This window comes from Mycobacterium sp. BMJ-28, from assembly GCF_054404835.1.
On the sequence record NZ_CM136783.1, the window covers coordinates 1,961,490 to 1,986,914 of the forward strand.

Genomic DNA, 25,425 nt, shown 5'->3' on the forward strand with positions numbered 1-25,425 from the left:
CGCCACTCTCGATATCGAGCGTTGTTATTCGGTATTTGACATGCGGTGATAGATGACGACTATCGTCGGGTCGATGGCTGGTGATGTGCAGTTGCAGCATCTCGACTACCTGCTGGCGCTCGCCGCCGAGCGTCACTTCGGTAGGGCCGCCGCGCGCTGCCACGTCAGCCAGCCGACGCTGTCCGTGGCGATCCGCCGCCTCGAGCGCGACCTGGGCATCGTCATCGTGCAGCGGGGTCGGCGCTTCGAAGGTTTCACCGTCGAAGGTCAGCGGGTGGTCGCGTGGGCCCAGCGCATCATCGCCGAACGCGACGAGATGCTCGCCGATCTGGACCGCATGCAGGGTCGGCTGACCGTGACTGCCCGACTGGGTGCGATTCCGACCGCCGTCCCGGCGAGCCCGTTCATCACTGCGGAGTTCTTGAGCCGTAACCCGGCGGCGTCCGTGCGCATCGAGGCGCTGTCGTCACGGGAGATCGCCAGGCGGCTGGCCGATTTCGAGATCGACGCCGGGTTGACGTATCTCGATGACGAGGCGCCGCCGGGCACCCGTTCGGTCGAGATGTATCGGGAGCACTACGTGTTGGTGGCGCCGGCGGATGACGCGCTGATGAGCGCACCGGAGGTGACCTGGGCCGGGGCCGCCATCCTGGAGCTGTGCGCGCTGACGACCACCATGCGCAATCGCCGGATCCTCGATGCCAACATGGCCGCCGAGGGCGTGCACTACCGCCCCGCGGTCGAGGCCGACTCGGTCGACGCGCTCTACGCGCACCTGGCGCATTCGCGGCGGGCGACCATCGCCTCCACCGCGTGGCTGCCCCAGTTGGGTGTGCCCGAAGGCTTCGCGGCGCGGCCGATGGTCAAACACGGCCCGAGCCCCGCGATCGGGTTGGTGGTGCTCGATCGGGACCCGCCGTCCATCGTGGCCGCCGCGCTGGTTGCCGTGGCCGCGGCGATCGACCTCGGGGCGCGGATCGCCGGGGGCTAGGGTCCGCGAACGCCTTTGCCGCCATCGGGGGCATCGTCGGTGCTGGGTGCCGGCCCGACCGCGGGCGTGCGCAGCAGTAGTTCGGGGCGGTGGTGGTAGTTGATGCGTTGCTGGCCGTTCTCCAATGCTGGCGGCGGGTGCCATTCGACCTCACCGCGTCGGTTGATCGTGGTGGTGTAGCCGCCGTTCCTGTCGACCATTCGGTTATCGGGTGGGCATGCCAGTGCCATCTCATCGACGTTGGTGTTGCCGCCGTGCGCCCAATCGGCAACGGCATGATGCGCCTGGCACCCGTACGCGCCCACGGTGCAGCACGGTTTTGTGCAGCCTCCGTCGCGGGCGATGAGCATGACGCGCTGCGCGGGGGTGGCGACGCGGCGGGCCCGGAAGTGGTTGAGCGCCGATCCGGTGGCCTTGTCGAAGACCGCCAGATGATGATTGGCGTGCGAAGCCATCCGGATGACGTCCTTGACAGGAATCTTGGTACCGCCGCCGGTGACGCCGATTCCGGCGCGGGACTCCAGATCCTGCAGGGTGGTGCGGATGATCACCGAGACCGGTAACCCGTTGAGCTGACCCAAGTCTCCGCTCATCAAGGCGATGCGCCCCACGGCGATCATCGCATCATGCTGACGCTGGGCGAGGGTGCGGTGATCGTTGTCGATCTGGGCCTGTGTCGGAGTACCGAAGGTGCACGGCTCCTCGTCGTCGGGATTGCACATGCCGGGTGCGGCGAACCTGGCGAACAGCACTTCCCACACGGCCATCGCTTCGGGGCTCAGCGTCCCGGTCACCGACGCCGTCCCGCCGCGCCCTTGCTTTGCGATCGAGAATCCGCGCTTTCGCTCGCGTTCGGCGTCGCCGGGGTCGGGTCCGTCCTGATCGAGCAGGAACAACCGCAACTCGGCGGTCTCCCTGAGCTCCTTCGGTCCTACTCCGACCGCCACCCGCACGAGATCGACCTCGAATTGTTCGCGGGTGGTGGTGTCGACGAATCCCGGCAGGCGATCGACCGCGTCGCGCAGCACCTTGACATGGTCGGCGTTGATCAGCCCGGCGGCCTGAGCCACCGCCACCGCGGCCAACACGGGCTGCAGTGGTTCGCCGGTCACGGTGCGGCGCGGTCCCAATTCGGCGGCTTCGCCCAATCGGCGGCCGGCTTCGGCCGTGGAGAGGCGCCAGCGGATTCGCAGCACGGCGTTCCATGACTTCGCGCCCATCTCGCTGGCCGTGGTGTCGGCCTGTAGCCGCGCCAGCAGTCGATGCGACGTGGCGGGCAATTGGCACGTCAGTGCCTCGTACTCATCCATGACCGCCATCAGTTCGGCGTGAGTGAGCGACTCGAAGTCGCTGGCGGCGAAGGCGTCGAAGGCGGAGCGCAACGCCGCCACCGCTGCGACCGCATCCGACATCATGTATCGAACATACATTCGAGCACCGACAAGATACACGTGGCCGTGATGCTGAAACGCAAGTGGTGCAATGGAATATCGTTGCCGATGAGCACACTGCGCCCGCCGGTCGGACGGGGATGTGCGTGGCGCAGCGATATGACTCGCGTCCTTGACGTGCACGTAACAATTCCGCCATCGAGTCTTCCTACCGTGGGTCGGTCACGCACATGTAGCGATAGGAAGTCCATTGAGCGGAAATGCGGCCCGTCTGCAGGCAATCACCAACGTCGAGGGCTACGTCCCTCCGGCCTTCAGCTTCGACCCTGCCGAGGCGCCCGGCGAGATCTTCGGCGCGAACGTCTTCACGCTGGCCGAGATGCGACTGCGGCTGCCCAAGTCGGTCTACAAGTCCGTCGCCGCGAGCATCGAGAAGGGCGCCAAGCTCGACCCGTCCGTCGCCGACTCCGTCGCCTCGGTGATGAAGGACTGGGCGCTGTCGCGCGGCGCCACCCACTACGCGCACGTGTTCTACCCGATGACCGGCCTGACCGCGGAGAAGCACGACAGCTTCCTGGAGCCGGTCTCCGACGGCCAGACGCTGGCCGAGTTCGCCGGCAAGACCCTGATCCAGGGGGAGCCCGACGGCTCCAGCTTCCCCTCCGGCGGCCTGCGCAGCACGTTCGAGGCGCGTGGTTACACCGGCTGGGATGTCACGAGCCCGGCCTACATCCTGGAGAACCCGAACGGCAACACGCTGTGCATCCCGACGGTGTTCGTCTCGATGACCGGCGAGGCGCTGGACTACAAGACGCCGCTGCTGCGCAGCCAGCAGGCCATGGGCGCGCAGGCCGAACGCATTCTGAAGTTGTTCGGGCACAAGGACTTCGACCACATCGTGTCGTTCTGCGGCCCGGAGCAGGAGTACTTCCTGGTCGACCGGCACTTCTTCCTGGCTCGTCCGGACCTGATCAACGCCGGCCGCACGCTCTTCGGAGCCAAGCCGCCCAAGGGGCAGGAATTCGACGACCACTACTTCGGCGCCATCCCCGACCGGGTGCTCGGTTTCATGATGGACACCGAGCGCGAGCTGTTCAAGCTCGGTATCCCGGCCAAGACCCGGCACAACGAGGTCGCGCCCGGCCAGTTCGAGATCGCGCCGATGTTCGAACGGGCCAATATCGCCGCCGACCACCAGCAGCTGCTGATGACGACGTTCAAGACCATCGCCAAGAAGCACGGCATGGAGTGCCTGTTCCACGAGAAGCCGTTCGCCGGCGTCAACGGCTCCGGCAAGCACGTCAACTTCTCGCTGGGCAACGCGCAGTTCGGCAGCCTGCTGGTGCCCGGCGACACCCCGCACGAGAACGCGCAGTTCCTGGTGTTCTGCGCCGCCGTCATCCGCGCCGTGCACAAGTTCGCCGGCCTGTTGCGGGTGTCGGTTGCCTCGGCCACCAACGATCACCGCCTGGGCGCCAACGAGGCGCCGCCGGCGATCATCTCGATCTTCCTCGGCGATCAGCTGGCCGATGTGTTCGAGCAGATCGCCAAGGGCGCGGCCACCTCGTCCAAGGGCAAGGGTTCGATGATCATGGGCGTCGACACCTTGCCGGTGCTGCCGACCGATCCCGGCGACCGTAACCGCACCAGCCCGTTCGCCTTCACCGGCAACCGGTTCGAGTTCCGTGCGCCGGGCTCCGGTCAGACGATCAACGTGCCGATGATCATCCTCAACACCATCATGGCGGACTCGCTGGACTACATGGCGACGTGGCTGGAGAAGGCTGTCGGTGAGGGCGAGGACTTCGACACGTCGGTGCAGAAGCTGCTCACCGAGATCATCACCGAGCACGGCGCGGTGGTGTTCAACGGCGACGGGTACTCGGAGAACTGGCAGATCGAAGCGGCCGAGCGTGGGCTGCCGAACCTCAAGACCACCATCGACGCTATCCCCGAGCTGGTCAAGCCCGAGGCGATCGCGGTGTTCGAGAAGTACGGCGTCTTCAACGAGCGTGAACTGCGCAGTCGTGAAGAGGTCCGCTACGAGATGTACACCCTGACGGTCGGTGTGGAAGCCAAGCTGACGCTGGAGATGGGCTCGACCGTGGTGCTGCCCGCGGCGGTCCGCTACCAGACCGAGCTGGCCTCGAATGTGGCGACGCTGAAGGCCGCCGGGCTGGAGCCGGATCTGACGCTGCTGCAGACGGTTTCGGCCCCGATCTCGGCGCTGACTGCCGCCTTGTCGGCACTCAAGACGGCGATGGGGGAGCACGGCGGCGAATCGGCGGCCGAGCATGCCGCCCACGCGCAGAGCCTGCTGCCGTTGATGGACGCGGTGCGTACCGCGGCCGACACGCTCGAAGGTTTGGTGGCCGACGATCTGTGGCCGCTGCCGACCTATCAGGAGATGCTGTACATCCTCTGAGTTTCTTCTTCGAACGTCGAGTTGTCGTCGGGATCGCAGCCGATCGCCGACGGCAACTCGACGTTCGTGGTTGCGCGGCATGCAATCAATGTGCTTTTTGTTAAGACATTAAGATGTAATACTCGGACCATGACTGTGCGCGTAGGTGTCATCGGGGTCGGCGTCATGGGTGCCGACCATGCCCGCAAGCTCGCCCAGGTGGTCTCCGGATCCGATCTGGTCGCGGTGACCGATTTCGACGCTGCGGTGGCCGGCAGGGTGGCGGCCGAACTCGGCGCCCTGGTGCACACCGACGGCTACGCGCTGATCGCGGACACGGGTGTGGATGCCGTGGTGATCGCCACCCGCGATGACACCCACGCGGATCTGGTGCGCGCCGCCCTGCGGGCAGGCAAACCGGTGATGTGCGAAAAGCCCTTGGCGCCAACGGCGGCGGAGTGCCGGGAGCTGGTCGCGGCGCAGCGGGAGCTGGGGCGCCCGGCCGACCTGGTGGCGGTCGGGTTCATGCGCCGGTTCGATCCGCCCTATGTGGCGCTGCGCGCGCGGGTGCGCGACGGTGCACTCGGTGCGCCGCTGGTGGTGCACGGCGTGAGCCGGAATGTGACCAGTTATCCCGGCGGCGACTCGGCCTCGTCGATCACCAACTCCGCGATCCACGAACTCGACATCATGCCGTGGCTGCTGGACTCGCCGATCGTCGAGGTGAGCTACCAGCACGGCCGATCGTCGGTGCACGCCGGCGCCCGGCAGGATCCGCAGTTCTACCTGCTGCGCACGGCGTCCGACGTGTTGGTGACCGTCGAGCTGTTCCTGAACGCCGCCTATGGTTATGAGACTCGCTGCGAGGTCGTGATGGAAACCGGCACCGCCGCCCTGGCGCTGCCGGCCCACGTCGTCGTCGACGCCGAGAGTCGAAGGGGTGTGGACTATCCCGCTGACTGGATCCCGCGATACAGCGACGCCTACCGGATCGAGCTGCAGGAGTGGGTCGACTCCATCGCGGCCGCCCGCCCGTCGACCTTGGCCACCGCCGAGGACGGTCTGCGCGCGTCGGTCGTCGCCGACGCCCTCATCGAGTCGATGAATTCCGGTGCCGGCTGGGTGACGGTGCCGGACTGATACACCGTGCTGGTGGCGGAGGCGGCCAGTGGAGCTGTCTTTCGACGGCAGCTTCATTCCTCGTATCCCTATCTCAGATGTGTTGAGGCGCTGTGCCTGCGAGGAGGTGGCCCCACTCGGCGATACCCCATGGGGTATGGGCGACGTCCGAGAGCCTATCTCAGAACCTCGATAAATACCATAGGGGGTATGGTATGGTGGCGGCATGAGCACAAAGAACGAGGCGGATATGACCGCCGTACTCAACCGTCTGCGCCGGGTGCAGGGGCAACTCGGCGGGGTTATCTCCATGATCGAGCAGGGGCGAAGCTGCAAGGATGTCGTCACTCAACTTGCTGCCGCGTCACGCGCGTTGGACCGGGCCGGTTTCACGATCATCGCGTCCGGTCTGCGCAATTGCATCGATTCCGCCAATGAGCCTGGTGCAGAGGCGGATGCGGATGCACTCACCATCGAGGAGCTGGAGAAGCTCTTCTTGAGCCTGGCCTGAGTCCGGACCGTCGAAGAAAGGCGTCTGTGATGTGTCGCGCCGTCAAATGTCGCGTATGCGGGAAAACCACCTGGGCGGGGTGTGGGATGCACGTCGATTCCGTGCGCAGTGGTGTGCCCGCGGCGCAATGGTGCTCCGGTCATGCTTCCGGCGACGCCGCCACGCCGACCCGTCGCAGCTGGTTCGGCGGACGCAAGGCTCGGCAGGGCAAGTGAGGTTGCCGCGGTTGAGGTGACCAAAGCCTCTCGTTGACATATACCGGAGGGGGTATTGTTCAGTACATGAGCAATACCCCCTTCGGTATTTTCTCCGAAGGGAATAAATACCCCAGGGGGTATAGTTCCCAGCTATGGAGGCCCAGCCCGAATGGCATCCCCCAATCGAAGAGAAAGAAGACGGCGATGATCCTGCAGCAGTACTACCTGGATTGCCTTTCCCACGCGTCCTATCTGATCGGTGACGAAACCACCGGCCGCGCAGTCGTTGTCGACCCACAGCGCGATGTGGCCGAGTATGTCGCCGACGCGTTGGAACAGGGCCTGACCATCGAATTGGTCATCGAAACGCACTTCCACGCCGACTTCCTGTCCGGTCACCTGGAATTGGCGAAGGCCACCGGCGCGAAGATCGTCTACTCCTCGGTCGCGGAGACCGAATTCGAGTCCATGGGCGTCGACGACGGCCAGCGGTACTCCCTCGGCGAGGTGACGATCGAGTTCCGCCACACCCCCGGGCACACCCCGGAATCGATGAGCGTGGTGGTCTACGAGCATGCCGCCGACGAGATCCCCTACGGGGTGATGACCGGCGACACCTTGTTCATCGGCGACGTCGGCCGCCCAGACCTGTTGGCCTCCATCGGCTTCACGCGCGAGGAGTTGGCCGACAAGCTCTACGACTCGCTGCACGACAAGCTGATGACGCTGCCCGACGCGACGCGGGTCTATCCCGCTCACGGCGCGGGCTCGGCATGCGGTAAGAACCTCTCGACCGATCTGTGGTCGACGATCGGCGATCAGAAGGCGACGAACTACGCGCTGCGGGCCGCCGACAAGGCCACCTTCATGAAACTCGTCACCGAGGGGCAGCCGCCCGCTCCCGGCTACTTCGCCTACGACGCGATCCTCAACCGTAAGGACCGCGGATTGCTGGACGAGACCAAGATGCCGGCCGCGATGACCTATGGCCAGGTCCGTGCCGCGATCGACGGGGGTGCCGTCCTGGTTGACGGGCGCAACCCCGAGGAGTTCGCCCTGGGCCACCCGCGTGACGCGATCAACATCGGCCTGGAAGGTCGCTACGCCGAGTTCGCCGGATCGGTGCTGAAGTCCGACGTCGATATCGTGCTGTTCACCGAGCCCGGACAGGAACTCGAAGGTAAGAACCGGCTGGCCCGCATCGGGTTCGACCGGGTGATCGGCTACCTGGCAGACCCCTATCAAGCGATGCTCGACCACCGGGACCACGTCCAGATGGCGTCGCGGTTGACGGCGAAGGCGTTCGACGAGCGGGCCGAGCGAATGACGGACCTGCAGATCGTCGACGTCCGCAACCCGGGTGAGATCGAAGCCGGTTCCATCCCGCACGCGATCCCGATCCCGGTCGGCCAGCTGCCCGCCCGGCTCGGTGAGCTCGATGCCACCAAACCGACGGTCGTGTACTGCGCCGGCGGTTACCGGTCCTCTGTTGCAGCAAGTCTGTTACGGCACAACGGCTTCGCCGACGTCAGCGACATCCTGGGCGGCTACGGCGCCTGGAACGCAGCACACCAGAACGTCTGACGACGCACCAGGAGACGAATCACCATGACCAACATGGCCAAACACCAGATCCTGATCGTCGGTGGCGGAACCGCCGGCATCACCGTCGCGGCCCGGATGCTGCGCAAGGGCTACACCGACGTCGCGGTCATCGAGCCGTCGAGCACGCACTACTACCAGCCGTTGTGGACACTCGTCGGCGGTGGGCAGGCGAAGGCCGCCACGACCGAACGGGCGGAGTCCTCGGTGATACCCAGGGGCGCAACGTGGATCAAGAACGCCGCCAGCGCCTTTGATCCCGACAACAACACCGTGACCTGTACCGACGGCGCGAGTTATGAATACGACGTGCTCGTCGTCTGCCCGGGCATCCAACTGGACTGGAACCGCACGGAAGGTCTTGAGGACACCTTGGGGCGGGACGGGGTCTCGTCGAACTACCGGTTCGACCTGGCGCCGAAGACCTGGGATTTCATCCGCAACCTGCGGTCGGGTACCGCGGTGTTCACCGTGCCCTCTGGCGCCATCAAGTGTGCGGGCGCGCCGCAGAAGATCGCCTACCTGGCGTCGGACTACTGGCGGTCCCAAGGTGTGCTCAAGGACATCGATGTGCACCTGGTCATGCCGGGGGCGCGACCGTTCGGGATCCCGGCCATCGCCGACAGCCTCGACAAGGTGATCGCCGACTACGGGATCACTGTGCACACCAACTCCGAAGTGGCATCCGTCGATACGGCATCACACAAGGTCGCCATCACCAGTGTCGCCGCGGGCGGCACCGACACCATGCTGCCCTACGACGTGTTACACGCCGTGCCGCGGCAGTCGGCGCCGGACTGGATCAAGTCCAGCCCGCTGTCCACCGGTGACGCCACGGGCTACGTCGACATCGACAAGCACTCCATGCAGCACGTTCGGTATCCGAACGTGTTCAGCCTGGGTGATGCCGGCTCGTCGCCGAACTCGAAGACCGGCGCGGCCATCCGCAAGCAGGCGCCGGTGGTGGTCGACAACATCGACTCCTACCTGAAGAACACACCACTGGATGCCTCCTACGACGGTTACTCGTCCTGCCCGATCGTCACCTCGTCGCACGCGATGCTGCTCGCCGAGTTCGACTACGACCTGAAGCTGGAACCGTCGTTCCCGCTGCTCAACCCGACGACACCGCACCGGGCGTATTGGTATCTGAAGAAGTACGGACTTCCGTTCATGTACTGGAACCTCATGCTCAAGGGTCTGGCCTAGGAATTCGATTGCGACACCACGAAAGGACATGGACATGACCGAAGTCCGTGCCAAGGCCGCGGCGGCGAGACCGTGACCGAAATGTCCGCGCGCCCAGTCGCGGCGGTGTGAGACCCGATGAACATCGCCCTCGCCCTCGCCCTCGCTCTCGGCGCCATCATCGGTGTGCTGTTGGGGCTGCTCGGGGGAGGCGGATCGATCCTGGCGGTGCCGGCATTGGTCTACGTGCTGGGGCTGGGGATCGAACAAGCAATTCCGATGTCGCTGTTGGTGGTCGGCACGGCCTCGGCGGTGGGCGCGCTGCCGAAGATCCGCGTCGGGCACGTTCAATGGCGACTGGCGGCCGTCTTTGCGGCGGCCGGCATCCCGGCCACCTTCGTCGGCAGTGCCATCGGCAGACATCTGCCGCAGCCGGTACTTCTCGTCGGCTTCGCCGTCGTGATGATGCTGGCGGGCATTCGGATGCTGCAAGACAACGGCAGCACCGGTACCGCCTGCACCGTCGGTGATACGGGAATCAACTGGCGCCGGTGCGCTCCGAGATCCATTCCGGCGGGCTTCCTCGTCGGCCTGCTCACCGGTCTGTTCGGTGTCGGTGGTGGATTCCTGATCATCCCGGCGCTGGTGTTGATGCTCGGCGTCGAGATGCCCATCGCCATCGGCACATCACTGGTGATCATCGTAGCGAACTCGTTGGCCGGGATCCTCTCCCACATCACGGGCACCCACATCGACTGGGCCATCACCGCGGCGTTCGTCGGCACCGCGATCGTCGGCTCCCTGATCGCCGGTCACTTCGGCACCCGATTCGACACCCGCAGACTGCAGCACTGGTTCGCATATCTGGTGTTCGCCGTCGCCGCCTATGTTCTCATCGACACGATCGTCGTCGGCTGGTGACCGTTCACGGCACCGGGCGCCGCCGTCAGCGATCGGTCGGTTTGATGAGCGGGCGCTGAACCCGCTTCCACTCGGCGTACCGCCGGTACGCGTCCTGCGTCGACGCCAGGCTTGACTCTTGGCTGACGGGCACATCCCACCATGACTGACTGTCGGGGGCGTAGATCCGTGGGTCGGTTTCGACGTAGATCACGGTGATGTGCTCGGCGGCCTTGGCCACCTTGACTGCGTCGGCGAATTCGGCGGGTGTACCGACCTTGATGACGTCGGCACCCAGGCTGGCGGCATTGGCGGCCAGGTCGACGGGCAGCTTGGCGCCGTCCAACCGGCCGTCCTGGCTGCGGTACCGGTAGTCGGTGCCGAAACGCTGGGATCCCACCGACTCGGAAAGTCCACCGATGGAGGCGAATCCGTGGTTCTGCACCAGCACCGGGATGACCTTGACACCCTCTTGCACCGCGGTGACGATCTCGGTCGCCATCATCAGGTAGGACCCGTCGCCGACCATGATGAACACATCGCGGTCCGGGGCAGCCATCCGCACGCCGATACCGCCGGCGATCTCGTAGCCCATGCAGGAGAACCCGTATTCGACGTGGTAACCCTTGTGGTCCCGCATCCGCCACAGCTTGTGCAGATCCCCAGGCATCGAGCCGGCGGCGCACACCACCACGTCGTGGGCATCCGAGAGGGTGTTCACCAGGCCGATCACCTGGTTCTGGTTCAGTGCCGCACCGTCTTCGCATGCGTATGCCGCGGATACGGTGTCATTCCACTCGGCGATCAGCTCGGCGGTACGCGCCCGGTATTCGGCACTGACCGAATAGCCGTCCAGCGCCCCGGTGAGCCCCTCGATGGCCTCGCGAGCGTCGGACACCACGCTCAGACCACCCTGTTTGACCGAATCCAGCGACGCCACATTGATATTGACGAACCGCACGTCCGGGTTGTTGAACGCAGTGCGCGACGCGGAGGTGAAATCGCTGTACCGGGTTCCGATGCCGATCACCACGTCGGCCTCGGCGGCGAGCGCGTTGGCAGCGGTGGTGCCGGTGGAGCCGATGGCGCCGACGGACTGCGGATGATCATGCAGCAGTGAGCCCTTACCGGCCTGGCTCTCGCCAACCGGGATCCCGGTCTGGGCACTGAAAGCGGCCAGCGCCTCGCTGGCACCGGAGTAGATGACTCCGCCGCCGGCCACGATGAGCGGCTTGCGAGCCGACCGGATGATCTGGGCGGCCCTGGCCAGCACCGAGCGTTCCGGCAGCGGGCGGGCCACATGCCAGGTGCGTTCGGCGAACAGGGATTCCGGCCAGTCATGGGCCTCGGCCTGGACGTCCTGCGGGATGGCAACGGTCGCGGCGCCGGTCTCGACGGGATCGGTCAGCACCCGCATGGCACCGAGCAGGGCGGCGGGCAGCTGCTCGGGCCGCCAGACCCGGTCGAAGTAGCGGGACAGCGGCTTGAACGCGTCGTTGACGGTCACGTCGCCGGAACCGGGCAGCTCGAGCTCCTGCAGCACCGGCGAACTGACCCGGGTGGCGAACGTGTCGGCGGGCAGCAGCAGCACCGGAAGCCGGTTGATGGTGGCCAGTGCCGCGCCGGTGAGCATGTTGGTGGAGCCGGGTCCGACGCTGGCGGTGACCGCCCACGCCTGCAGCCGGTCCTTCTGCCGGGCATAGGCGACGGCGGTGTGCACCATGGCCTGCTCGTTGCGGCCGAGCACGTACTGAAGGCCGGGCTTCCGAGAGGACTGCGCTGCTTCCAGTTCATCCTGCAGCAGGGCCTGGCCCAGACCCGCGACGTTGCCGTGGCCGAAGATGCCGAAACACCCGGCGAAGAACTTGGTGCGGACGCCATCGTGTTCGACGAACTGGTTCGCCAGGAATCGAACCGTGGCCTGCGCCACCGTGAGTCGCACGGACGCCTCGGTGTCGGCGAACTTCGCGGTGGATTTCGGTGCGGTGGAAACCATGGTTCAGGCTCCTCGGGAGGCAGTGGTGAAGGGCAGCCGCGGATCGACGGCCTGGTTGTCCCATGTGCCGCGCAACCAGGTGTGATCGGGGTCGTCGCAGATGAGCCAAGCCCGGTCCGGTCCCGATCCGGCCATCACGTTCAGGTAGTACATGTGGTGGCCCGGCGCGGCGATGGACGGTCCGTGGTATCCGTGCGGCACGAGCACGACATCACCGGTGCGAACCTCCTCGAGCACCTCGATGGGGCGTGCCGGGGTGCCGTAGACCCGGTGGTAGCCGAAACCCGGTGTGCCCGCGACACTGTCATCGATCTCGAAGTAGTAGATCTCCTCCAGCTGGGTCTCCACCTCGGAGTTCTCGTCGTGCTTGTGCGCGGGGTAGCTCGACCAGTTGCCGCCGGGGGTGATCACCTCGCAGGCGATCAGTGAGTCGGCCTCGAAAGCCGTGGCGGTGCCGAAGTTGTGCACCTGACGGCTGCAATTGCCTGCACCGCGCAGCTCGACGGAGACGTCGGCGGCGGCCACCCTGCGGTTCGGGAATGACCGGGTGGCGCGCGCCCCGCAGATCGCGATGCGTCCCCGGCCGGCCACCGTGTACGCCTGGTCGATGCCGAGGTACACCATGTCGGCCGGTCCGTCGAACACCGAACCGCGGGGCGACAACGGGAACGTCTGGCCGCCGGCCTCGACGGAGCCGCCGCCGGCCAACGGCAGGATCATCACCTCGGTGTCACCGGTGTTCAGCGACACCGAGCCGCCGGACCCGAGATCGAGGACGTGCAGGGAGGATTCGGCCCACCCGGCGTCCTCGGGCGTGATCGCGACGGTGAACGGCGCGGCTGCGCTGTTGGCCGGGATGTACAGTTTCGAGTTCATCGCACCATCTTCACTGCTGTCGCCACCGCGGCGGCGACATCGTCATCACCGGGGTAGAGCAGGGTTCGCCCGACGATCAGGCCGCGCACCGCCGGCAGGTCGAGGGCTTTCTCCCAGGACGCGAACGCCTCGTCGGGATCGGTCGGGTCGCCGCCCAGCAGCAGTGTCGGCATGGTGGTGGATTCCATCACCCGGTCCATCTCGTCGACCACCGGCAGCTTCATCCAGGTGTAGGCCGAGGTGGATCCCAGGCCCTGGCTGATGTGCACCGACTTGATCACGGCGTCCGGCGACAGATCGTTGCGGACCTTGCCGTCGACCCGGGTGGACATGAACGGTTCGACCATCGCGATCAGCCCGTTGGCGGCGAGTTCGTCGACGGCCTGTGCGCAGGACGCCAGGGTGGCCACGGTGCCGGGGTCGTCGAGATCGATGCGGCACAGCATCTTTCCGCCGTTCATGTTCGCCGCCGCGGTCGAGGCGGCGGTGGCACCGGTCATCCGGTCGTCGAGTTCGAAGGAGGAACCGGCCAGTCCGCCGCGGTTGAACGACGAGAACACCACCTTGTCCTCCAAGGCGCCCAGCAGCAGCAGGTCGTCGAGGATGTCGGCGGTGGCCAGCACGCCGTCCACGCCCGGGTCGGCCAGTGCCGTCCGCAGCCGGTCCAGCAGATCGATGCGGTTGTTCATCGCGGTGGCGCGCGCACCGACGGCGAGCGCGCCACGGGCCGGGTGGTCCGCGGCAACGATCATCAGGCGGCCGTCACCGCGGACCGTCGGCCGGGCGGTGCGCTGCTGCCAGGCTCTGGCGACGGCGCCGGGGTCACCCGCGCGCACATCGGTGACGGCGGTGTAGTCCTTGCACACGGCGGCGTTATCAGACATTGACTGCCTCCACAGCGGTCTTCTCGGCGAGGTCGGACACCTCGGCGGCGGTGGGCATCGCCGTCGAGCATTCCAGCCGGGACGCGACGATGGCACCGGCGGCGTTGGCGTAGCGCAGCGTCTTCTCCAGCTGCCAGTTGTGCAGCAGGCCATGGATCAGGCTGCCGCCGAAGGCATCCCCGGCGCCCAGGCCGTTGACCACATCGACGTCGTTGGGTGCCACGGTGACGGAGCTGTGCCGGGTCTTGCCCAGCACGCCACGCGGGCCCTGCTTCACGATGGCCAGTTCCACCCCGAGGTCCAGCAGCGCGTCGGCGGCCTTGTGCGGGTTGGTCTCGCCGACGGCGATCTCACACTCCTCGCGGTTACCGACCGCGACGGTGACGTGCGCCAGCGCGCGCTGCACCTGTTCGGTGGCCGCGGCCGGGCCGGCCCAGAACATCGGCCGATAGTCCAGGTCCAGCACCGTCAGCGGCTTACGTGCGCGCGCTTCCCAAGCGGCGAAATGTGCACTGCGGCTGGGCTCTTCGGACAACCCGGTGACCGTCGACCAGTACAGCCGGGCGGCACCGATGGCGTCCAGGTCGAGCTCACCGGGTTGGATCTGCAGGTCCGGTGCGGACGGCTTGCGATAGAAGTACAGCGGGAAATCGTCGGGCGGGAAGATCTCGCAGAAGGTCACCGGGGTGGGGTACTCGCCGTGGGTGGTGACGAAGCGGTTGTCGACGCCCAGGCGGTCGAGTTCATTGCGGACATAGCGGCCGAAGGGGTCATTGCCGACACCGGAGATCAGCGCGGTGCGGTTACCCAGTCGCGCCGCGGCCACCGCGACGTTGGCCGCACTGCCACCCAGGAATTTGCCGAATGAGGTGACGTCCTCGAGTCCGACACCGACCTGCAGTGGGTAGACGTCGACGCCGCTGCGCCCGATGGCGATGGCGTCGAAAGCTGGGTTGACGGTAGCGGTCACGGCTGACTCCCGAATGCGATGTGCGTACTGACCCCCGGTGGCGCGAGTGCGCCCGGTGTTGACATCGACTTTGCGCTCTGGCGCCACGTCATGTCAAGACTTTGTCCGGACATTCTTACTTCCGGTCATTTGCGGGTAATCTGGGCTATCTCTTCCGGCCACCCCGGCACGGAACTGCTTTGGATCGGAGCGAGAGTGACCCTGACGTTGGCTGTCGAACTCGATCGGTCGAGTCCGATTCCACTGTATTTCCAGGTTGCCCAGGTCTTCGAAAAGGCCATCATGGAGGGCGATCTGAAGCCGGGGGACCGTTTCGAGAACGAGCTGGCACTGGCCAGCCGGCTGAGCCTGTCCCGGCCGACGACGCGCCGCGCCATCCAGGAACTGGTCGACAAGGGCCTGCTGGTACGCAAGCGGGGGGTGGGCACGCAGGTGGTGCAGACCCCGGTGCACCGGCCCGTCGAGCTGACGAGTCTGTACGACGATCTGGCCCGGGCCGGCCAGGAGCCGGCTACCACGGTGCTCGACTATGTGACGGGTCCGGCGTCGTCGGACATCGCCGGCCACCTCAACCTCGAGCCCGGTGCCGAGGTGGTGATGATGCGCCGGCTGCGCAGCTCGGGTGGGCAGCCGCTGGCGTTGATGACCAACCATCTGCCGTCACCGATTGCGCCGGACCGCGAGGAGCTGGAGCGCTTCGGGCTGTATCAGGCGCTGCGCTCCCGCGGGGTGCATATCCGGCTGGCCCGCCAGCGCATCGGCGCCAAGGCCGCGGACCGCGACGAGGCACGGTTGCTCGACGAGAAGCCGAAAGCGCCCTTGCTGGTGATGGAGCGCACCGCCTTTGACGATTCCGGCCGCATCGTCGAGTACGGCAGCCACGCGTACCGAGCGTCGCGGTACTACTTCGACACCACCTTGGTCGACCGCTAGATCATTCTTGCCCAGAGCATTCCGCAAACCCGCGATTCGGCAGCACGCCGCCGCGGGTTTGCTGCCGTGTGGAGGAGGATTTGATATGCGGTCCTAATGTCAGAACAAAGTCTTGACTTTCAGATGTGAGCGGTATTACATCGACACCGAGGCCGTGCCGCTCGCCACTGGACTCTCAGGTTGGACGAGCGCCCGGTGAGGTCGATAGCGAGGAGAAACAATGAGGTTCAGTCGGCTGATGGCGGTGGCCGGGGCGGGCGTGCTCGTCCTGGGTGCCAGTGCCTGTTCCAGCACCGGTGGCAAGCCCGACAGCAACGGCGGCGGTATGGGTGCAGGAACGGCCGACACCCCCCGCGCGACGATCGCGATGATCACCCACGAGGTGCCCGGCGACTCGTTCTGGGACCTGGTCCGCAAGGGCGCCGAGACGGCCGCCAAGAAGGACAACATCGAGCTGCGCTACTCCAATGACCCGGAAGCGCCCAACCAGGCCAACCTCGTGCAGACCGCCGTCGACAGCGGCGTGCAGGGGATCGCGGTCACGCTGGCCAAACCCGACGCGATGAAGGGCGCCATCGAGGCCGCGACCGCCAAGGGTATCCCCGTGGTGGCCTTCAACGCCGGGGCCGACGCCTGGCAGTCCATGGGCGTCAAGGAATTCTTCGGGCAGGACGAGTACATCGCCGGCCAGGGTGCGGGCAAGCGGTTGGCGGCCGACGGCGCCAAGAAGGCCATCTGCGTCATCCAGGAACAAGGTCACGTCGGACTCGAATCACGCTGTGCGGGTGTGAAGAACACCTTCCCGGCCACCGAGGTGCTCAATGTCAACGGCAAGGACATGCCTTCGGTCGAATCGACCATCACCGCCAAACTGCAGCAGGACCCCAGCGTCGACCACATCCTGACCCTCGGTGCGCCCTTCGCGATGACCGCCGTGCAATCGGTGAAGAACGCCGCGAGCAAGGCCAAGGTCGCCACCTTCGACACCAATGCCGCACTGGTGGACGCCATCAAGTCCGGTGATGTCCAGTGGGCAGTCGATCAGCAGCCCTTCCTGCAGGGCTACCTCGCGGTCGACTCGCTGTGGCTCTACATCAACAACGGCAACGTGCTCGGCGGCGGCCAGCCGACGCTGACCGGACCGTCGTTCATCGACAAGACGAACATCGACGCGGTGGCCGAGTATGCGAAAGCGGGGACTCGCTAGTGAGCACTCAGGCAGATCTCGACCTGGAGACCCACACCGTCGTCCGCGATGAACGGGTCAAAGAGCAGAACCGGTTGCAGCGCTTGCTGATCCGTCCCGAAGTGGGCGCGTTCGTCGGGGCGGTCGGCATCTTCGTGCTGTTCTTCGTGGTGGCTCCGCCGTTCCGCACCCCGGAGGCGATGGCCACCATCCTGTACGCCAGCTCGACGATCGGCATCATGGCCGTCGGCGTGGGCGTGCTGATGATCGGTGGCGAATTCGACCTGTCCTCGGGCGTGGCGGTCACCACCTCGTCGCTGGCCGCGTCGATGCTGTCCTACAACCTGCACCTGAACCTCTGGGTGGGAGCGGTTCTGGCGCTGGCCATCGCGCTGGCGGTCGGATTCTTCAACGGCTACATGGTGATGAAGACGAAGATCCCGTCCTTCCTCATCACGTTGAGCTCCTTCTTCATGCTCACCGGTATCAACCTCGCCGTGACGAAACTGCTCTCCGGCCAGGTCGCCACCGCCAGCGTGTCGGATATGCAGGGTTTCGATTCCGGCAAGGCCGTCTTCGCCTCGACTTTCAACATCCTCGGGGTGTCGGTGCGCGTCACCGTGCTGTGGTGGATTCTGTTCGCGGCCATCGCCACTTACGTGCTGTTCAAGACCCGGGTGGGTAACTGGATCTTCGCGGTCGGCGGTAACCAGGACAGCGCCCGAGCGGTCGGCGTGCCGGTGACCAAGGTCAAGATCGGCCTGTTCATGGTCGTCAGCTTCTGCGCCTGGTTCGTCGGCATGCACCTGTTGTTCGCGTTCAACACCGTGCAGTCCGGCCAGGGTATCGGCAACGAGTTCTTCTACATCATCGCCGCGGTGGTCGGTGGCTGCCTGCTCACCGGTGGTTACGGCACGGCGATCGGCACCCTGATCGGTGCGTTCATCTTCGGCATGACGAACCAGGGCATCGTCTACGCGGGCTGGAACCCGGACTGGTTCAAGTTTTTCCTGGGCGCCATGCTGCTGTTCGCGGTGATCGCCAACAACGTCGTCCGCAACTACGCAGCGAAGAGGTAGGCACATGACCACAGCAGCGCAAACTCCGATTGCCGAGGTTCCGTCGGGCGGCGAGACGCCACTGGTCGAGCTCAAGCACGTCGGCAAGAGCTACGGAAACATCATCGCGCTCAAGGACATCAACCTGCGGGTGGGCGCCGGCGAGGTGACCGGGGTGCTCGGTGACAACGGCGCGGGCAAGTCCACGCTGATCAAGATCATCGCCGGGCTGCACAAGCCCACCGAAGGTGAACTGCTGATCGACGGCAAGCCGACGACGTTCGACTCGCCGAAGGATTCGCTGAAGGCCGGGATCGCGACGGTGTACCAGGATCTGGCCGTGGTCGCGTTGATGCCGGTATGGCGCAACTTCTTCCTGGGCAACGAGTTGCGCAAGAAGGGCATCCTCAAGTCACTCGACATCTCCGCGATGCGGGCGACGACCATCGCCGAGTTGCACAAGATGGGCATCGACCTGCCCGACGTGGACGCGCCGATCGGATCACTGTCGGGTGGTCAGCGCCAATGTGTGGCGATTGCCCGCGCCATCTTCTTCGGCGCGCGGGTGTTGATTCTCGACGAGCCCACTGCGGCACTGGGTGTCAAACAGTCCGGCATGGTGCTGCGTTACATCACCGCGGCCAAGGAGCAGGGTTTCGGGGTCATCTTCATCACCCACAACCCGCACCACGCGCACATGGTGGGCGATCACTTCGTGCTGCTCAACCGGGGCAGGCAGAAGCTGGACTGCACGTACGACGAGATCACGCTGGAACACCTCACCCAGGAGATGGCCGGCGGCAATGAGCTCGAGGCACTCAGCCATGAATTGAGCCGTCGCTAGGACGGCACCGAGAACCCAAGACCCCGTCGGCCGTACAGGTCGGCGGGGTCTTGCCATTCACGACGTGGACAGCAGTTCCCGGAGGCCGGCGTCGATGAAGGCGGTGTCCACCGGGTTCACTCCGCCGCCGGCGAAGTGGCCCCAGACGCCGGGGATCACCCGCACCTCGCCGTGCGGGATGAACTGGCTGGCCCACTGCTCGTCCTCGGGCGGGAAGTAGAGGTCCTTCTCGGCGGGCATCGCCAGCAGCGGGCACCGGATCGACGCCAGCGCCTTCTGCACGTCACCGTCGAAACCCGGTGTGTTGCCGACATTTCCGCTGTGCCAGGTGCGCAGCATGGCGATGAGGTTGTTGGGGTCGCGGCCGTCACGGAAGAAGTTCTCCCAGAAGCCGTAGAGAAAGTCGTCGAAGGATGTGAAGCCGAGCTCGCGCCACGTCTCCTGCCAATAGAACGCCTGCGAGTAACCCCACCCCGAGTAGACCCGGGCGAATGCCCGAAGTCCCTTGACCGGCAGCCGGTCGGCAGCGTAGTCACCGTCGGCCCATGCGGCATCGGCGGTGAGGGCGGCGATCAACGATTCCAGAAACACCTTGTTGTGCGGCGCGGTGATGCTCGACCCGCAGAACGGTGCCGCCCGCTGCACCATCTCGGGATGGCTGACCGCCCACTGATAGGTCTGCCCCGCGCCCATCGACCATCCGGTGACCAGCGCGATGGTCGATATCCCGAACTTCTCGGTGACGAGTTTGTGCTGGGCCTGCACCTGGTCGTAGAAGGTCACGTCGGGAAAGCGGGCCCGGTCATATGGCGCCGGGGTGTTCGACGGCGATGACGACAGCCCGTTGCCCAGCATGTTGGGCACAATGATGAACCACTCGTCGGGGTTGAGCGTCTTGTCGGTGCCGATCAGCCATTCGTTGTCGGTGTGCCATCCGGAATACCAAGTGGGGTAGACGATCACATTGGACTTCTCGGCGTTGAGCGTGCCGTAGGTCCGGTAGGCAAGCGTTGCGTTGCGCAACGTGAGGCCACTCTGCAGGGTGAAGTCGCCGAGTGCGTAGTACTCGGCATCCGTGGGTGCGGGCAAAACAGATCCTTCCACGTCTCCCGGGCTGGCACAGGGCCGAGTATCATTGCGGCGCAATGTCAAGCGGCGCATCATGCTGCACCGTCGGTGGTCCAGACCGGATGAATGTTTCCAAATGGAACATACACGCAAACCGGGTTGCGTCAACCGCAGACGGTCGGATCGGTCGGGCCGGCGTTCAGCGGGTGGGCAATCCTGCGGCCCGGTAGGCCGAGTCCACCAGTGCCATATTGGCCACCGCATCGTCGACGCCGAATGGCAGCGGCGCCCCGTGCTCGACGTGCGCGGCGAATGCCTCCAGCTGGTAGGTGTAGGACGCCGTGGTGCCGAAATGCTCGACGGTGGTGCCGGTGGGTGTGGTCAGTGTCAACCGGTCGTCCTTGCCGGGCCGGATGAAGTCGTGCACCAGCGCCGAGCCGTCGGTGCCGTCGATCCGCAGCGTGAACGAATAGTCTTCGGCCACCATGGAATTCGTCGACAGTCCGGTGGCACCGCCGGGGAACCCCAGCTCCACATCGCACCAGGAGTCGACGCCAGGGGAGCGTTCGGCGGCACGCGCCCGCAGCACCGACGGTTGGCCCTGCAGACCCGGTACGTCCAGGGCGCCCAGCGCACGCATGATGTGCAGGCCGTAGCAGCCCAGGTCCATCAGGGCGCCACCGGCCAGTTCCAGCGACCAGCGCGGGTCGTCCGGACCGGGTGCGGGCATGGCCATCCGTACCTCGACGCCGGTGATTTCCCCGAGGGTGCCATCGGCGGCCAGCCCGACAGCGCACCGCGTCACCGGGTGGAACGCGTAGTGGAAACCTTCGAGCACGGTGACCCCGGCCGCTTGGGCCGCCTGCGCGACCCGGACCGCCTCGATCCGGTCACGGGCGAAAGGTTTCTCGCTGAGCACCGGCTTGCCCGCGGCGATGGCAGCCATATTCCACGGGGCATGAAGCGAGTTGGCCAGTGGGTTGTAGATGACGTCGACCTCGGCGTCGTCGATGACATCCTGGTAGGACCCGACGACGCGCTCCACCCCGTACTTGTCCGCGAAAGTCTCGGCGCGGGCGCGGTCCCGGGCGGCGACCGCGACGAGCCGGTGGCCGAGTTCGGCCGCCGGCCCGACGATCGCCGACTCGGCGATCCGCGACGCACCGAGTACCCCGATGCGCAGCGTCACGCCGTGAGGCTGCGTAGGTACGCGACGCTGGCCCGCACATCGGCGACGGGACCGTCGCCGGCCGGTGCGCCGTCCAGGATGGTGTCCTGTTCCATCACGAACCAGCCGTCGAAACCGTTGTCGCACAATAAGCGGACGATGGCTTCGATATCTATGTCACCGGTTCCCAGGGGTGTGTACATGCCGGCCTTGACGGCATCGGTGTAGCTCAGTTCACCGGACTGCACCTTGGCGGCCAGCGCGGCGTCGACATCCTTGAGATGAGTGTGCGCAATGCGGTCCGGCACGGCCTTGGCCAGCTCGAGCGGATCCGTGCCGCCGATCAGCAGGTGGCCGGTGTCAAGGCACAGCGCGATGGACGACCCGGCCAGCACCCGGTCCACATCGTCGCGTGTCTCGACCATGGTGCCGACGTGTGGGTGCAGCACCGCGAGCAGGCCGCGCGCAGCGACGATCGCGGCCAGTCGGTCCAGGTTGGACAGCAGTGCCGCCCATTGGTTTTCGTCGAGCACCGGCCGGGAGTCATACCCCTGCGCACCGGTGGCCGCGGCCAGCACCACCACTCCGGCGCCTGCGGCCACCAGTGAGTCCAGGGGTCCGGCAAGGTCGTCGGCGGGATCGTGACCGGCCTCGTGCAGGACCACCGGTACGAATCCGCCCACGCAGGCCAACCCGTGCCCGGCCAGCACCGACTGCAGTGCGGCGGTGTCGGTGGGCAGGAAACCGTCCGGCCCGAGTTCGGTGGCGGTCAGTCCGGTGTCGCGCATCTCGGTGAGCACGCGCTCGCGGTCGAGTTGGTAGCCCCAGCCCGGTACCTCACACACACCCCAGGAGATCGGGGCACCCGCAATTTTGATGGTCATGCGTTGCGGACCTCCTCGATGCGCACCGGGGCACCCCGGCGCAGGGATTCGGTGGCGGCCTCAGCCAGCCAGGCCACCTCGACGGCGTCCTCGACCGTGGCGCCCACCACCGGTCCGCCCTTGGCCACCTGGAGGAAGCCGGCCAGCTCGGTGCGGAACGCTTCGGTGAATCGGTCCATGAAGAAGTTGTGGGCCGGCCCCGTCGGGAAACTGTTGTCGGGGTCGACATTCCGCAACGGCGCACCCTGATCCCAGCCGGCGGCCACGCTGTCGTCGAACCCGTGCACCTCCAGACGGCAGTCGTAGCCACGCGCGTTGTACCGGGCGTTGGAGATCACGCCGAGCGCGCCCCCGTCGAAACGAACCACCACCGCAGCGGTGTCCACATCGCCGTAGTCGGCGAACAGTGGGTCACCCTGGACCGATCCGGTTGCATACACCTCGACGGCGTTCTGGCCGGTGATCCAGCGGATGATGTCGAAATCGTGGACGGCGCAGTCGCGGAAGATGCCGCCCGATCCTTTGATGTAGTCCAGCGGCGGGGGAGCGGGATCCATCGTGGTGCTGCGCACGGTGTGCAGCAGGCCCAGTGACCCGTCGTCGACGGCCCGCTTGGCGGCGGCGAAGGCGGCGTCGAACCGGCGCTGATAACCGACCTGGACCGGCACCCCGGAACGCGCGATGATCTCGGCGACCCGGGCGCTCTCCACCGCGGTGGAGGCGATCGGCTTTTCGCAGAAGGTCGGAATGCCGCGCTCGACGGCGGCCAGCGTCAGCTCGGCGTGCGCCGGCGTGGCGGCGGCGACCACCACGCCGTCCACGCCCGAGGACAACAGCTCCTCGACGGTGTCGACGGCCCTGGCCCCGTGCTTGGCGGCCACCGCGGCGGCCACGTCGGTGCGTTCGTCAGTGATTACTAATCCGTCCAAACCGTCTAGGGCAGAAAGTGTTTCGGTATGGAATGCGCCGATTCGGCCCAGTCCGATCACGCCGAGGGTGGTCATGGAATTCTCCGTTCTTGCTGCTGATCGAGGATGATGTCGAGGTCCTGTGGGCTCAGGTTGCCGGCCAGCGCGGCCAGCACGGCGTCGACCTGACTGGGCGGCGCGAGGCTGCCGAGGGGTTGATCGCTGTCCAGGTTGGTGGGGAAGGCGTAGCCCTCCGCGGTGGCGTTGACCGCGTTGGCCAGTTCACGGTCGGGGTGGCCGGCCCGCTTCATCGCCAGCAGCGCCGGATACACCGCCCTCACCATGGCGGTGCGATCCAGGGATTCCATCGCCCGGCCGAACGGTGACGAGATCTGCAGCAGATTGGCCATCCGGCTGATATCGGCCGAGACGTTGCTGCCCGCACCGTGATACAGCGCCGGGTTGAAGAACACCGCGTCGCCCTTGCGCAGCGGCAACTGCACCTGATGGGCGGCGAAGAAATCGATGAACTCCGGCCGGTAGAAGGCGATATAGCCGGCCTCGAATCGCTGCGAATACGGCAGCAACATGGTCGGGCCGCTGGGTACCGGCATATCGCAGTGAGCCACGGCGCCCTGCAGCGTCAGGGCCGGTGACAGCCGGTGCAGATGTGCCGGGTAGTCGGTCAGCTGCTCGGTGTCGACGAACCCGAGGTGATAGTCCCGATGCGGAACCTGCGCCGCGCCACCGGGATTGACGACGTTGACCTGCGAGGTGACCTGGTAGCGGGGTCCCAGCCAGGCCTGCGATACCAGCGCCAGCGCGTCTGCGCTGTAGTACTGCGCGAAGACATCGGGTGCGTACAGCGCCAGCTTCTGGGCGGCATTCCAGATGCGGTCGTTGGACCCGGCCGTGCCGAAGTGGTCACCGGCCGCACCTCCCGCCGCGCGCTGTGCGGCGATGATATCCGCGAAAGCGGCGCTCGCGCGGTCCAGCACGTCATGGTCGAAGGCACCCTCGAACACCACCACGCCGGGCCCGTCGGTCAATGCGTCGATCAGTTCGGTCTGCAGCGCCCGGCGGTCCGCGCCGGCGATGGCGTCCGCGGCGTAGATGAGTACGTTGCGCCGGACGTCGATCGCGTGTGGATAGTCGCCGGGGTCGGTTTCGCGCAACACCTGAGCCTGGAAATCGTGCAGTGCGCAGTCGGATTCGGTGATCCACGCGGACGCCGATCTGGTCACTGGTGCAGCCATGCCCGTCAGTCTTGCTGTGTGCTGTGCCATAATCAACGGCAGAAATCCATCAAAAACCCCTCAGAATGACGGGCCGGCATGCACCGCTACAAGGTTCGCGAGATCGCCCAGCAATGCGGGCTGAGCGAGGCGACCGTCGACCGCGTGCTCAACGACCGCTCCGGGGTTCGGGAGAGCACCCGCGCCGAGGTCATGCAGGCGATCGCCGATCTGGACAAGCAGCGCGCGCAGCTACGGCTCAACGGCCGCCGATACCTGATCGACGTGGTGATGCAGACCCCCGAGCGGTTCTCCGATGCCTTTCGCGCGGCCGTCGAGGCGGAGTTGCCCGCCTTTGCCCCGGCGATGTTGCGGGCCCGGTTCCATCTCTGGGAATCGGGCTCCACAGCGCAGATGGTCGAGGAACTCGCCCGCATCAAGGGCAGCCACGGGGTGATTCTCAAGGCGCAGGACGAACCGGAGGTGGCGGAGGCGGTCGACGGGCTGGTCGCCGCCGGGGTTCCGGTGGTGACCTACACCACGGACGTGCCCACCAGTGCGCGGTGCGCCTACGTCGGGATCGACAATCACGGTGCCGGCGTGACCGCGGCCTACCTGATGGGCCAATGGCTGGATTCCTCGCCGTCGGGTGTGTTGATCACGTTGAGCCGCACGGTGTTTCGCGGCGAGGGCGAACGGGAGGTGGGCTTCCGTGCCGGATTGCGTGGCACCGGCCGCGACGTCGTCGAGGTCAGTGACAGTGACGGTATCGACGCCACCAACGAACGGCTGGTGCTCGACGCGCTGGAACGCCACCCGCATGTCGAAGCGGTGTATTCGCCCGGTGGGGGCAACGTGGCCACCGTCACCGCTTTCGAGAAACTCGGCCGGCCATGCAGGGTGTTCGTCGCCCATGACCTCGATGCCGACAACCGGCGGCTGCTGCGGGACGGCCGGATCTCGGTGGTGCTGCACAATGACCTACGGGCCGATGCGCGGTTGGCCATGCGGGTGATCCTGGCCCGGCACGGCGCCCTGCCCGCCGAACCGGTGCGTCCGACGCCGATCCAGGTCGTCACCCCCTACAACCTGCCTTTGTGAGCCGCTGCCGG

22 protein-coding genes are annotated in these 25,425 nt (G+C 66.2%); 12 read left to right on the forward strand and 10 right to left on the reverse strand.

Translation table 11 applies throughout. The features are described from left to right. Positions 1-73: 73 nt before the first annotated feature. Positions 74-991, forward strand: coding sequence for a LysR family transcriptional regulator (locus ACXPWS_RS09755; protein ID WP_458712242.1), 918 nt, complete (start codon positions 74-76; stop codon positions 989-991). Here the strand turns inward: ACXPWS_RS09755 and ACXPWS_RS09760 are convergent. Next, positions 988-2,421 carry an HNH endonuclease signature motif containing protein gene (locus ACXPWS_RS09760; RefSeq protein ID WP_458712243.1) on the reverse strand — a complete coding sequence of 478 codons (1,434 nt, stop codon included), beginning with the start codon at positions 2,419-2,421 and terminating at the stop codon, positions 988-990. The two genes, ACXPWS_RS09755 and ACXPWS_RS09760, sit on opposite strands and share 4 nt — an antisense overlap. Positions 2,422-2,632: 211 nt before the next feature. On the opposite strand from ACXPWS_RS09760, the gene ACXPWS_RS09765 reads away from it, so the two are divergent. The 6 genes from ACXPWS_RS09765 to ACXPWS_RS09790 all read left to right on the forward strand — a co-directional run bounded on the left by ACXPWS_RS09765 (position 2,633) and on the right by ACXPWS_RS09790 (position 10,324). Beyond that, positions 2,633-4,807 (forward strand): glutamine synthetase III family protein, encoded by a 2,175-nt coding sequence (locus ACXPWS_RS09765; RefSeq protein ID WP_458712244.1) that lies wholly within the window; start codon positions 2,633-2,635, stop codon positions 4,805-4,807. Positions 4,808-4,936: 129 nt separating this feature from the next. After that, positions 4,937-5,926 carry a Gfo/Idh/MocA family oxidoreductase gene (locus ACXPWS_RS09770; RefSeq protein WP_458712245.1) on the forward strand — a complete coding sequence of 330 codons (990 nt, stop codon included), beginning with the start codon at positions 4,937-4,939 and terminating at the stop codon, positions 5,924-5,926. Between the two features lie 205 nt (positions 5,927-6,131). After that, positions 6,132-6,416, forward strand: a complete 285-nt coding sequence (locus ACXPWS_RS09775; protein ID WP_458712246.1) for a metal-sensitive transcriptional regulator — start codon at positions 6,132-6,134, stop codon at positions 6,414-6,416. Positions 6,417-6,817: 401 nt separating this feature from the next. Next, positions 6,818-8,197, forward strand: a complete 1,380-nt coding sequence (locus ACXPWS_RS09780; RefSeq protein WP_458712247.1) for an MBL fold metallo-hydrolase — start codon at positions 6,818-6,820, stop codon at positions 8,195-8,197. A 24-nt stretch (positions 8,198-8,221) separates the two neighbouring features. Further along, positions 8,222-9,424 (forward strand): NAD(P)/FAD-dependent oxidoreductase, encoded by a 1,203-nt coding sequence (locus tag ACXPWS_RS09785; RefSeq protein ID WP_458712248.1) that lies wholly within the window; start codon positions 8,222-8,224, stop codon positions 9,422-9,424. 117 nt (positions 9,425-9,541) lie between these two features. Beyond that, the gene (locus tag ACXPWS_RS09790) at positions 9,542-10,324 is read left to right on the forward strand and encodes a sulfite exporter TauE/SafE family protein (RefSeq protein WP_458712249.1); all 783 of its coding nucleotides are present in this window, start codon (positions 9,542-9,544) and stop codon (positions 10,322-10,324) included. A 25-nt stretch (positions 10,325-10,349) separates the two neighbouring features. Here the strand turns inward: ACXPWS_RS09790 and iolD are convergent, their stop codons facing one another. The 4 genes from iolD to iolC are packed head-to-tail and all read right to left on the reverse strand — an operon-like array spanning position 10,350 to position 15,029. Continuing rightward, positions 10,350-12,299 carry a 3D-(3,5/4)-trihydroxycyclohexane-1,2-dione acylhydrolase (decyclizing) gene (gene iolD, locus ACXPWS_RS09795; protein ID WP_458712250.1) on the reverse strand — a complete coding sequence of 650 codons (1,950 nt, stop codon included), beginning with the start codon at positions 12,297-12,299 and terminating at the stop codon, positions 10,350-10,352. A 3-nt stretch (positions 12,300-12,302) separates the two neighbouring features. Next, positions 12,303-13,175: a 5-deoxy-glucuronate isomerase gene (iolB, locus tag ACXPWS_RS09800; RefSeq protein ID WP_458712251.1), complete on the reverse strand. Its 873-nt coding sequence runs from the start codon at positions 13,173-13,175 to the stop codon at positions 12,303-12,305. Continuing rightward, the gene (locus ACXPWS_RS09805) at positions 13,172-14,059 is read right to left on the reverse strand and encodes a Cgl0159 family (beta/alpha)8-fold protein (protein WP_458712252.1); all 888 of its coding nucleotides are present in this window, start codon (positions 14,057-14,059) and stop codon (positions 13,172-13,174) included. The genes iolB and ACXPWS_RS09805 overlap by 4 nt, the downstream gene beginning before the upstream one ends. Then, the gene (iolC, locus tag ACXPWS_RS09810) at positions 14,052-15,029 is read right to left on the reverse strand and encodes a 5-dehydro-2-deoxygluconokinase (RefSeq protein ID WP_458712253.1); all 978 of its coding nucleotides are present in this window, start codon (positions 15,027-15,029) and stop codon (positions 14,052-14,054) included. Before iolC ends, ACXPWS_RS09805 begins: the two co-directional genes overlap by 8 nt. 195 nt (positions 15,030-15,224) lie before the next feature. Between iolC and ACXPWS_RS09815 the strand changes: the two genes are divergently transcribed. From ACXPWS_RS09815 to ACXPWS_RS09830, 4 genes are all read left to right on the forward strand, one after another. Then, positions 15,225-15,962 (forward strand): GntR family transcriptional regulator, encoded by a 738-nt coding sequence (locus ACXPWS_RS09815; protein ID WP_458712254.1) that lies wholly within the window; start codon positions 15,225-15,227, stop codon positions 15,960-15,962. A 220-nt stretch (positions 15,963-16,182) separates the two neighbouring features. After that, positions 16,183-17,169, forward strand: a complete 987-nt coding sequence (locus ACXPWS_RS09820; RefSeq protein WP_458712255.1) for a sugar ABC transporter substrate-binding protein — start codon at positions 16,183-16,185, stop codon at positions 17,167-17,169. Continuing rightward, positions 17,169-18,227 carry an ABC transporter permease gene (locus ACXPWS_RS09825; protein ID WP_458712256.1) on the forward strand — a complete coding sequence of 353 codons (1,059 nt, stop codon included), beginning with the start codon at positions 17,169-17,171 and terminating at the stop codon, positions 18,225-18,227. Before ACXPWS_RS09820 ends, ACXPWS_RS09825 begins: the two co-directional genes overlap by 1 nt. A 4-nt stretch (positions 18,228-18,231) precedes the next feature. Then, positions 18,232-19,050, forward strand: a complete 819-nt coding sequence (locus tag ACXPWS_RS09830; RefSeq protein WP_458712257.1) for an ATP-binding cassette domain-containing protein — start codon at positions 18,232-18,234, stop codon at positions 19,048-19,050. A 57-nt stretch (positions 19,051-19,107) separates the two neighbouring features. Here ACXPWS_RS09830 and ACXPWS_RS09835 read toward each other — a convergent pair whose 3' ends face one another. The 5 genes from ACXPWS_RS09835 to ACXPWS_RS09855 form a co-directional block, all read right to left on the reverse strand. Continuing rightward, positions 19,108-20,139 (reverse strand): alpha/beta fold hydrolase, encoded by a 1,032-nt coding sequence (locus ACXPWS_RS09835; RefSeq protein WP_458712258.1) that lies wholly within the window; start codon positions 20,137-20,139, stop codon positions 19,108-19,110. 178 nt (positions 20,140-20,317) lie between these two features. Further along, complete coding sequence (locus tag ACXPWS_RS09840; RefSeq protein WP_458712259.1) at positions 20,318-21,307, reverse strand: Gfo/Idh/MocA family protein; 990 nt, start codon at positions 21,305-21,307, stop codon at positions 20,318-20,320. Then, positions 21,304-22,170, reverse strand: a complete 867-nt coding sequence (locus ACXPWS_RS09845) for a sugar phosphate isomerase/epimerase family protein (protein ID WP_458712260.1) — start codon at positions 22,168-22,170, stop codon at positions 21,304-21,306. The genes ACXPWS_RS09840 and ACXPWS_RS09845 overlap by 4 nt, the downstream gene beginning before the upstream one ends. Next, positions 22,167-23,174, reverse strand: a complete 1,008-nt coding sequence (locus ACXPWS_RS09850; RefSeq protein WP_458712261.1) for a Gfo/Idh/MocA family protein — start codon at positions 23,172-23,174, stop codon at positions 22,167-22,169. The genes ACXPWS_RS09845 and ACXPWS_RS09850 overlap by 4 nt, the downstream gene beginning before the upstream one ends. Beyond that, the gene (locus ACXPWS_RS09855) at positions 23,171-24,334 is read right to left on the reverse strand and encodes a phytanoyl-CoA dioxygenase family protein (protein ID WP_458712262.1); all 1,164 of its coding nucleotides are present in this window, start codon (positions 24,332-24,334) and stop codon (positions 23,171-23,173) included. The genes ACXPWS_RS09850 and ACXPWS_RS09855 overlap by 4 nt, the downstream gene beginning before the upstream one ends. A 78-nt stretch (positions 24,335-24,412) precedes the next feature. Between ACXPWS_RS09855 and ACXPWS_RS09860 the strand changes: the two genes are divergently transcribed. After that, on the forward strand, positions 24,413-25,414 hold the full coding sequence (locus ACXPWS_RS09860; protein WP_458712263.1) for a LacI family DNA-binding transcriptional regulator: 1,002 nt from the start codon (positions 24,413-24,415) through the stop codon (positions 25,412-25,414). Positions 25,415-25,425 lie beyond the last annotated feature (11 nt).

Coding starts and splice junctions, on each gene's coding strand:
- ACXPWS_RS09755 (WP_458712242.1), top strand. CDS start 74: ATGGCTGGTGATGTGCAGTTGCAGCATCTCGACTACCTGCTGGCGCTC.
- ACXPWS_RS09760 (WP_458712243.1), bottom strand. CDS start 2,421: ATGTATGTTCGATACATGATGTCGGATGCGGTCGCAGCGGTGGCGGCG.
- ACXPWS_RS09770 (WP_458712245.1), top strand. CDS start 4,937: ATGACTGTGCGCGTAGGTGTCATCGGGGTCGGCGTCATGGGTGCCGAC.
- ACXPWS_RS09775 (WP_458712246.1), top strand. CDS start 6,132: ATGAGCACAAAGAACGAGGCGGATATGACCGCCGTACTCAACCGTCTG.
- ACXPWS_RS09780 (WP_458712247.1), top strand. CDS start 6,818: ATGATCCTGCAGCAGTACTACCTGGATTGCCTTTCCCACGCGTCCTAT.
- ACXPWS_RS09785 (WP_458712248.1), top strand. CDS start 8,222: ATGACCAACATGGCCAAACACCAGATCCTGATCGTCGGTGGCGGAACC.
- ACXPWS_RS09790 (WP_458712249.1), top strand. CDS start 9,542: ATGAACATCGCCCTCGCCCTCGCCCTCGCTCTCGGCGCCATCATCGGT.
- iolD (WP_458712250.1), bottom strand. CDS start 12,299: ATGGTTTCCACCGCACCGAAATCCACCGCGAAGTTCGCCGACACCGAG.
- iolB (WP_458712251.1), bottom strand. CDS start 13,175: ATGAACTCGAAACTGTACATCCCGGCCAACAGCGCAGCCGCGCCGTTC.
- ACXPWS_RS09805 (WP_458712252.1), bottom strand. CDS start 14,059: ATGTCTGATAACGCCGCCGTGTGCAAGGACTACACCGCCGTCACCGAT.
- ACXPWS_RS09820 (WP_458712255.1), top strand. CDS start 16,183: ATGAGGTTCAGTCGGCTGATGGCGGTGGCCGGGGCGGGCGTGCTCGTC.
- ACXPWS_RS09830 (WP_458712257.1), top strand. CDS start 18,232: ATGACCACAGCAGCGCAAACTCCGATTGCCGAGGTTCCGTCGGGCGGC.
- ACXPWS_RS09845 (WP_458712260.1), bottom strand. CDS start 22,170: ATGACCATCAAAATTGCGGGTGCCCCGATCTCCTGGGGTGTGTGTGAG.
- ACXPWS_RS09850 (WP_458712261.1), bottom strand. CDS start 23,174: ATGACCACCCTCGGCGTGATCGGACTGGGCCGAATCGGCGCATTCCAT.
- ACXPWS_RS09855 (WP_458712262.1), bottom strand. CDS start 24,334: ATGGCTGCACCAGTGACCAGATCGGCGTCCGCGTGGATCACCGAATCC.
- ACXPWS_RS09860 (WP_458712263.1), top strand. CDS start 24,413: ATGCACCGCTACAAGGTTCGCGAGATCGCCCAGCAATGCGGGCTGAGC.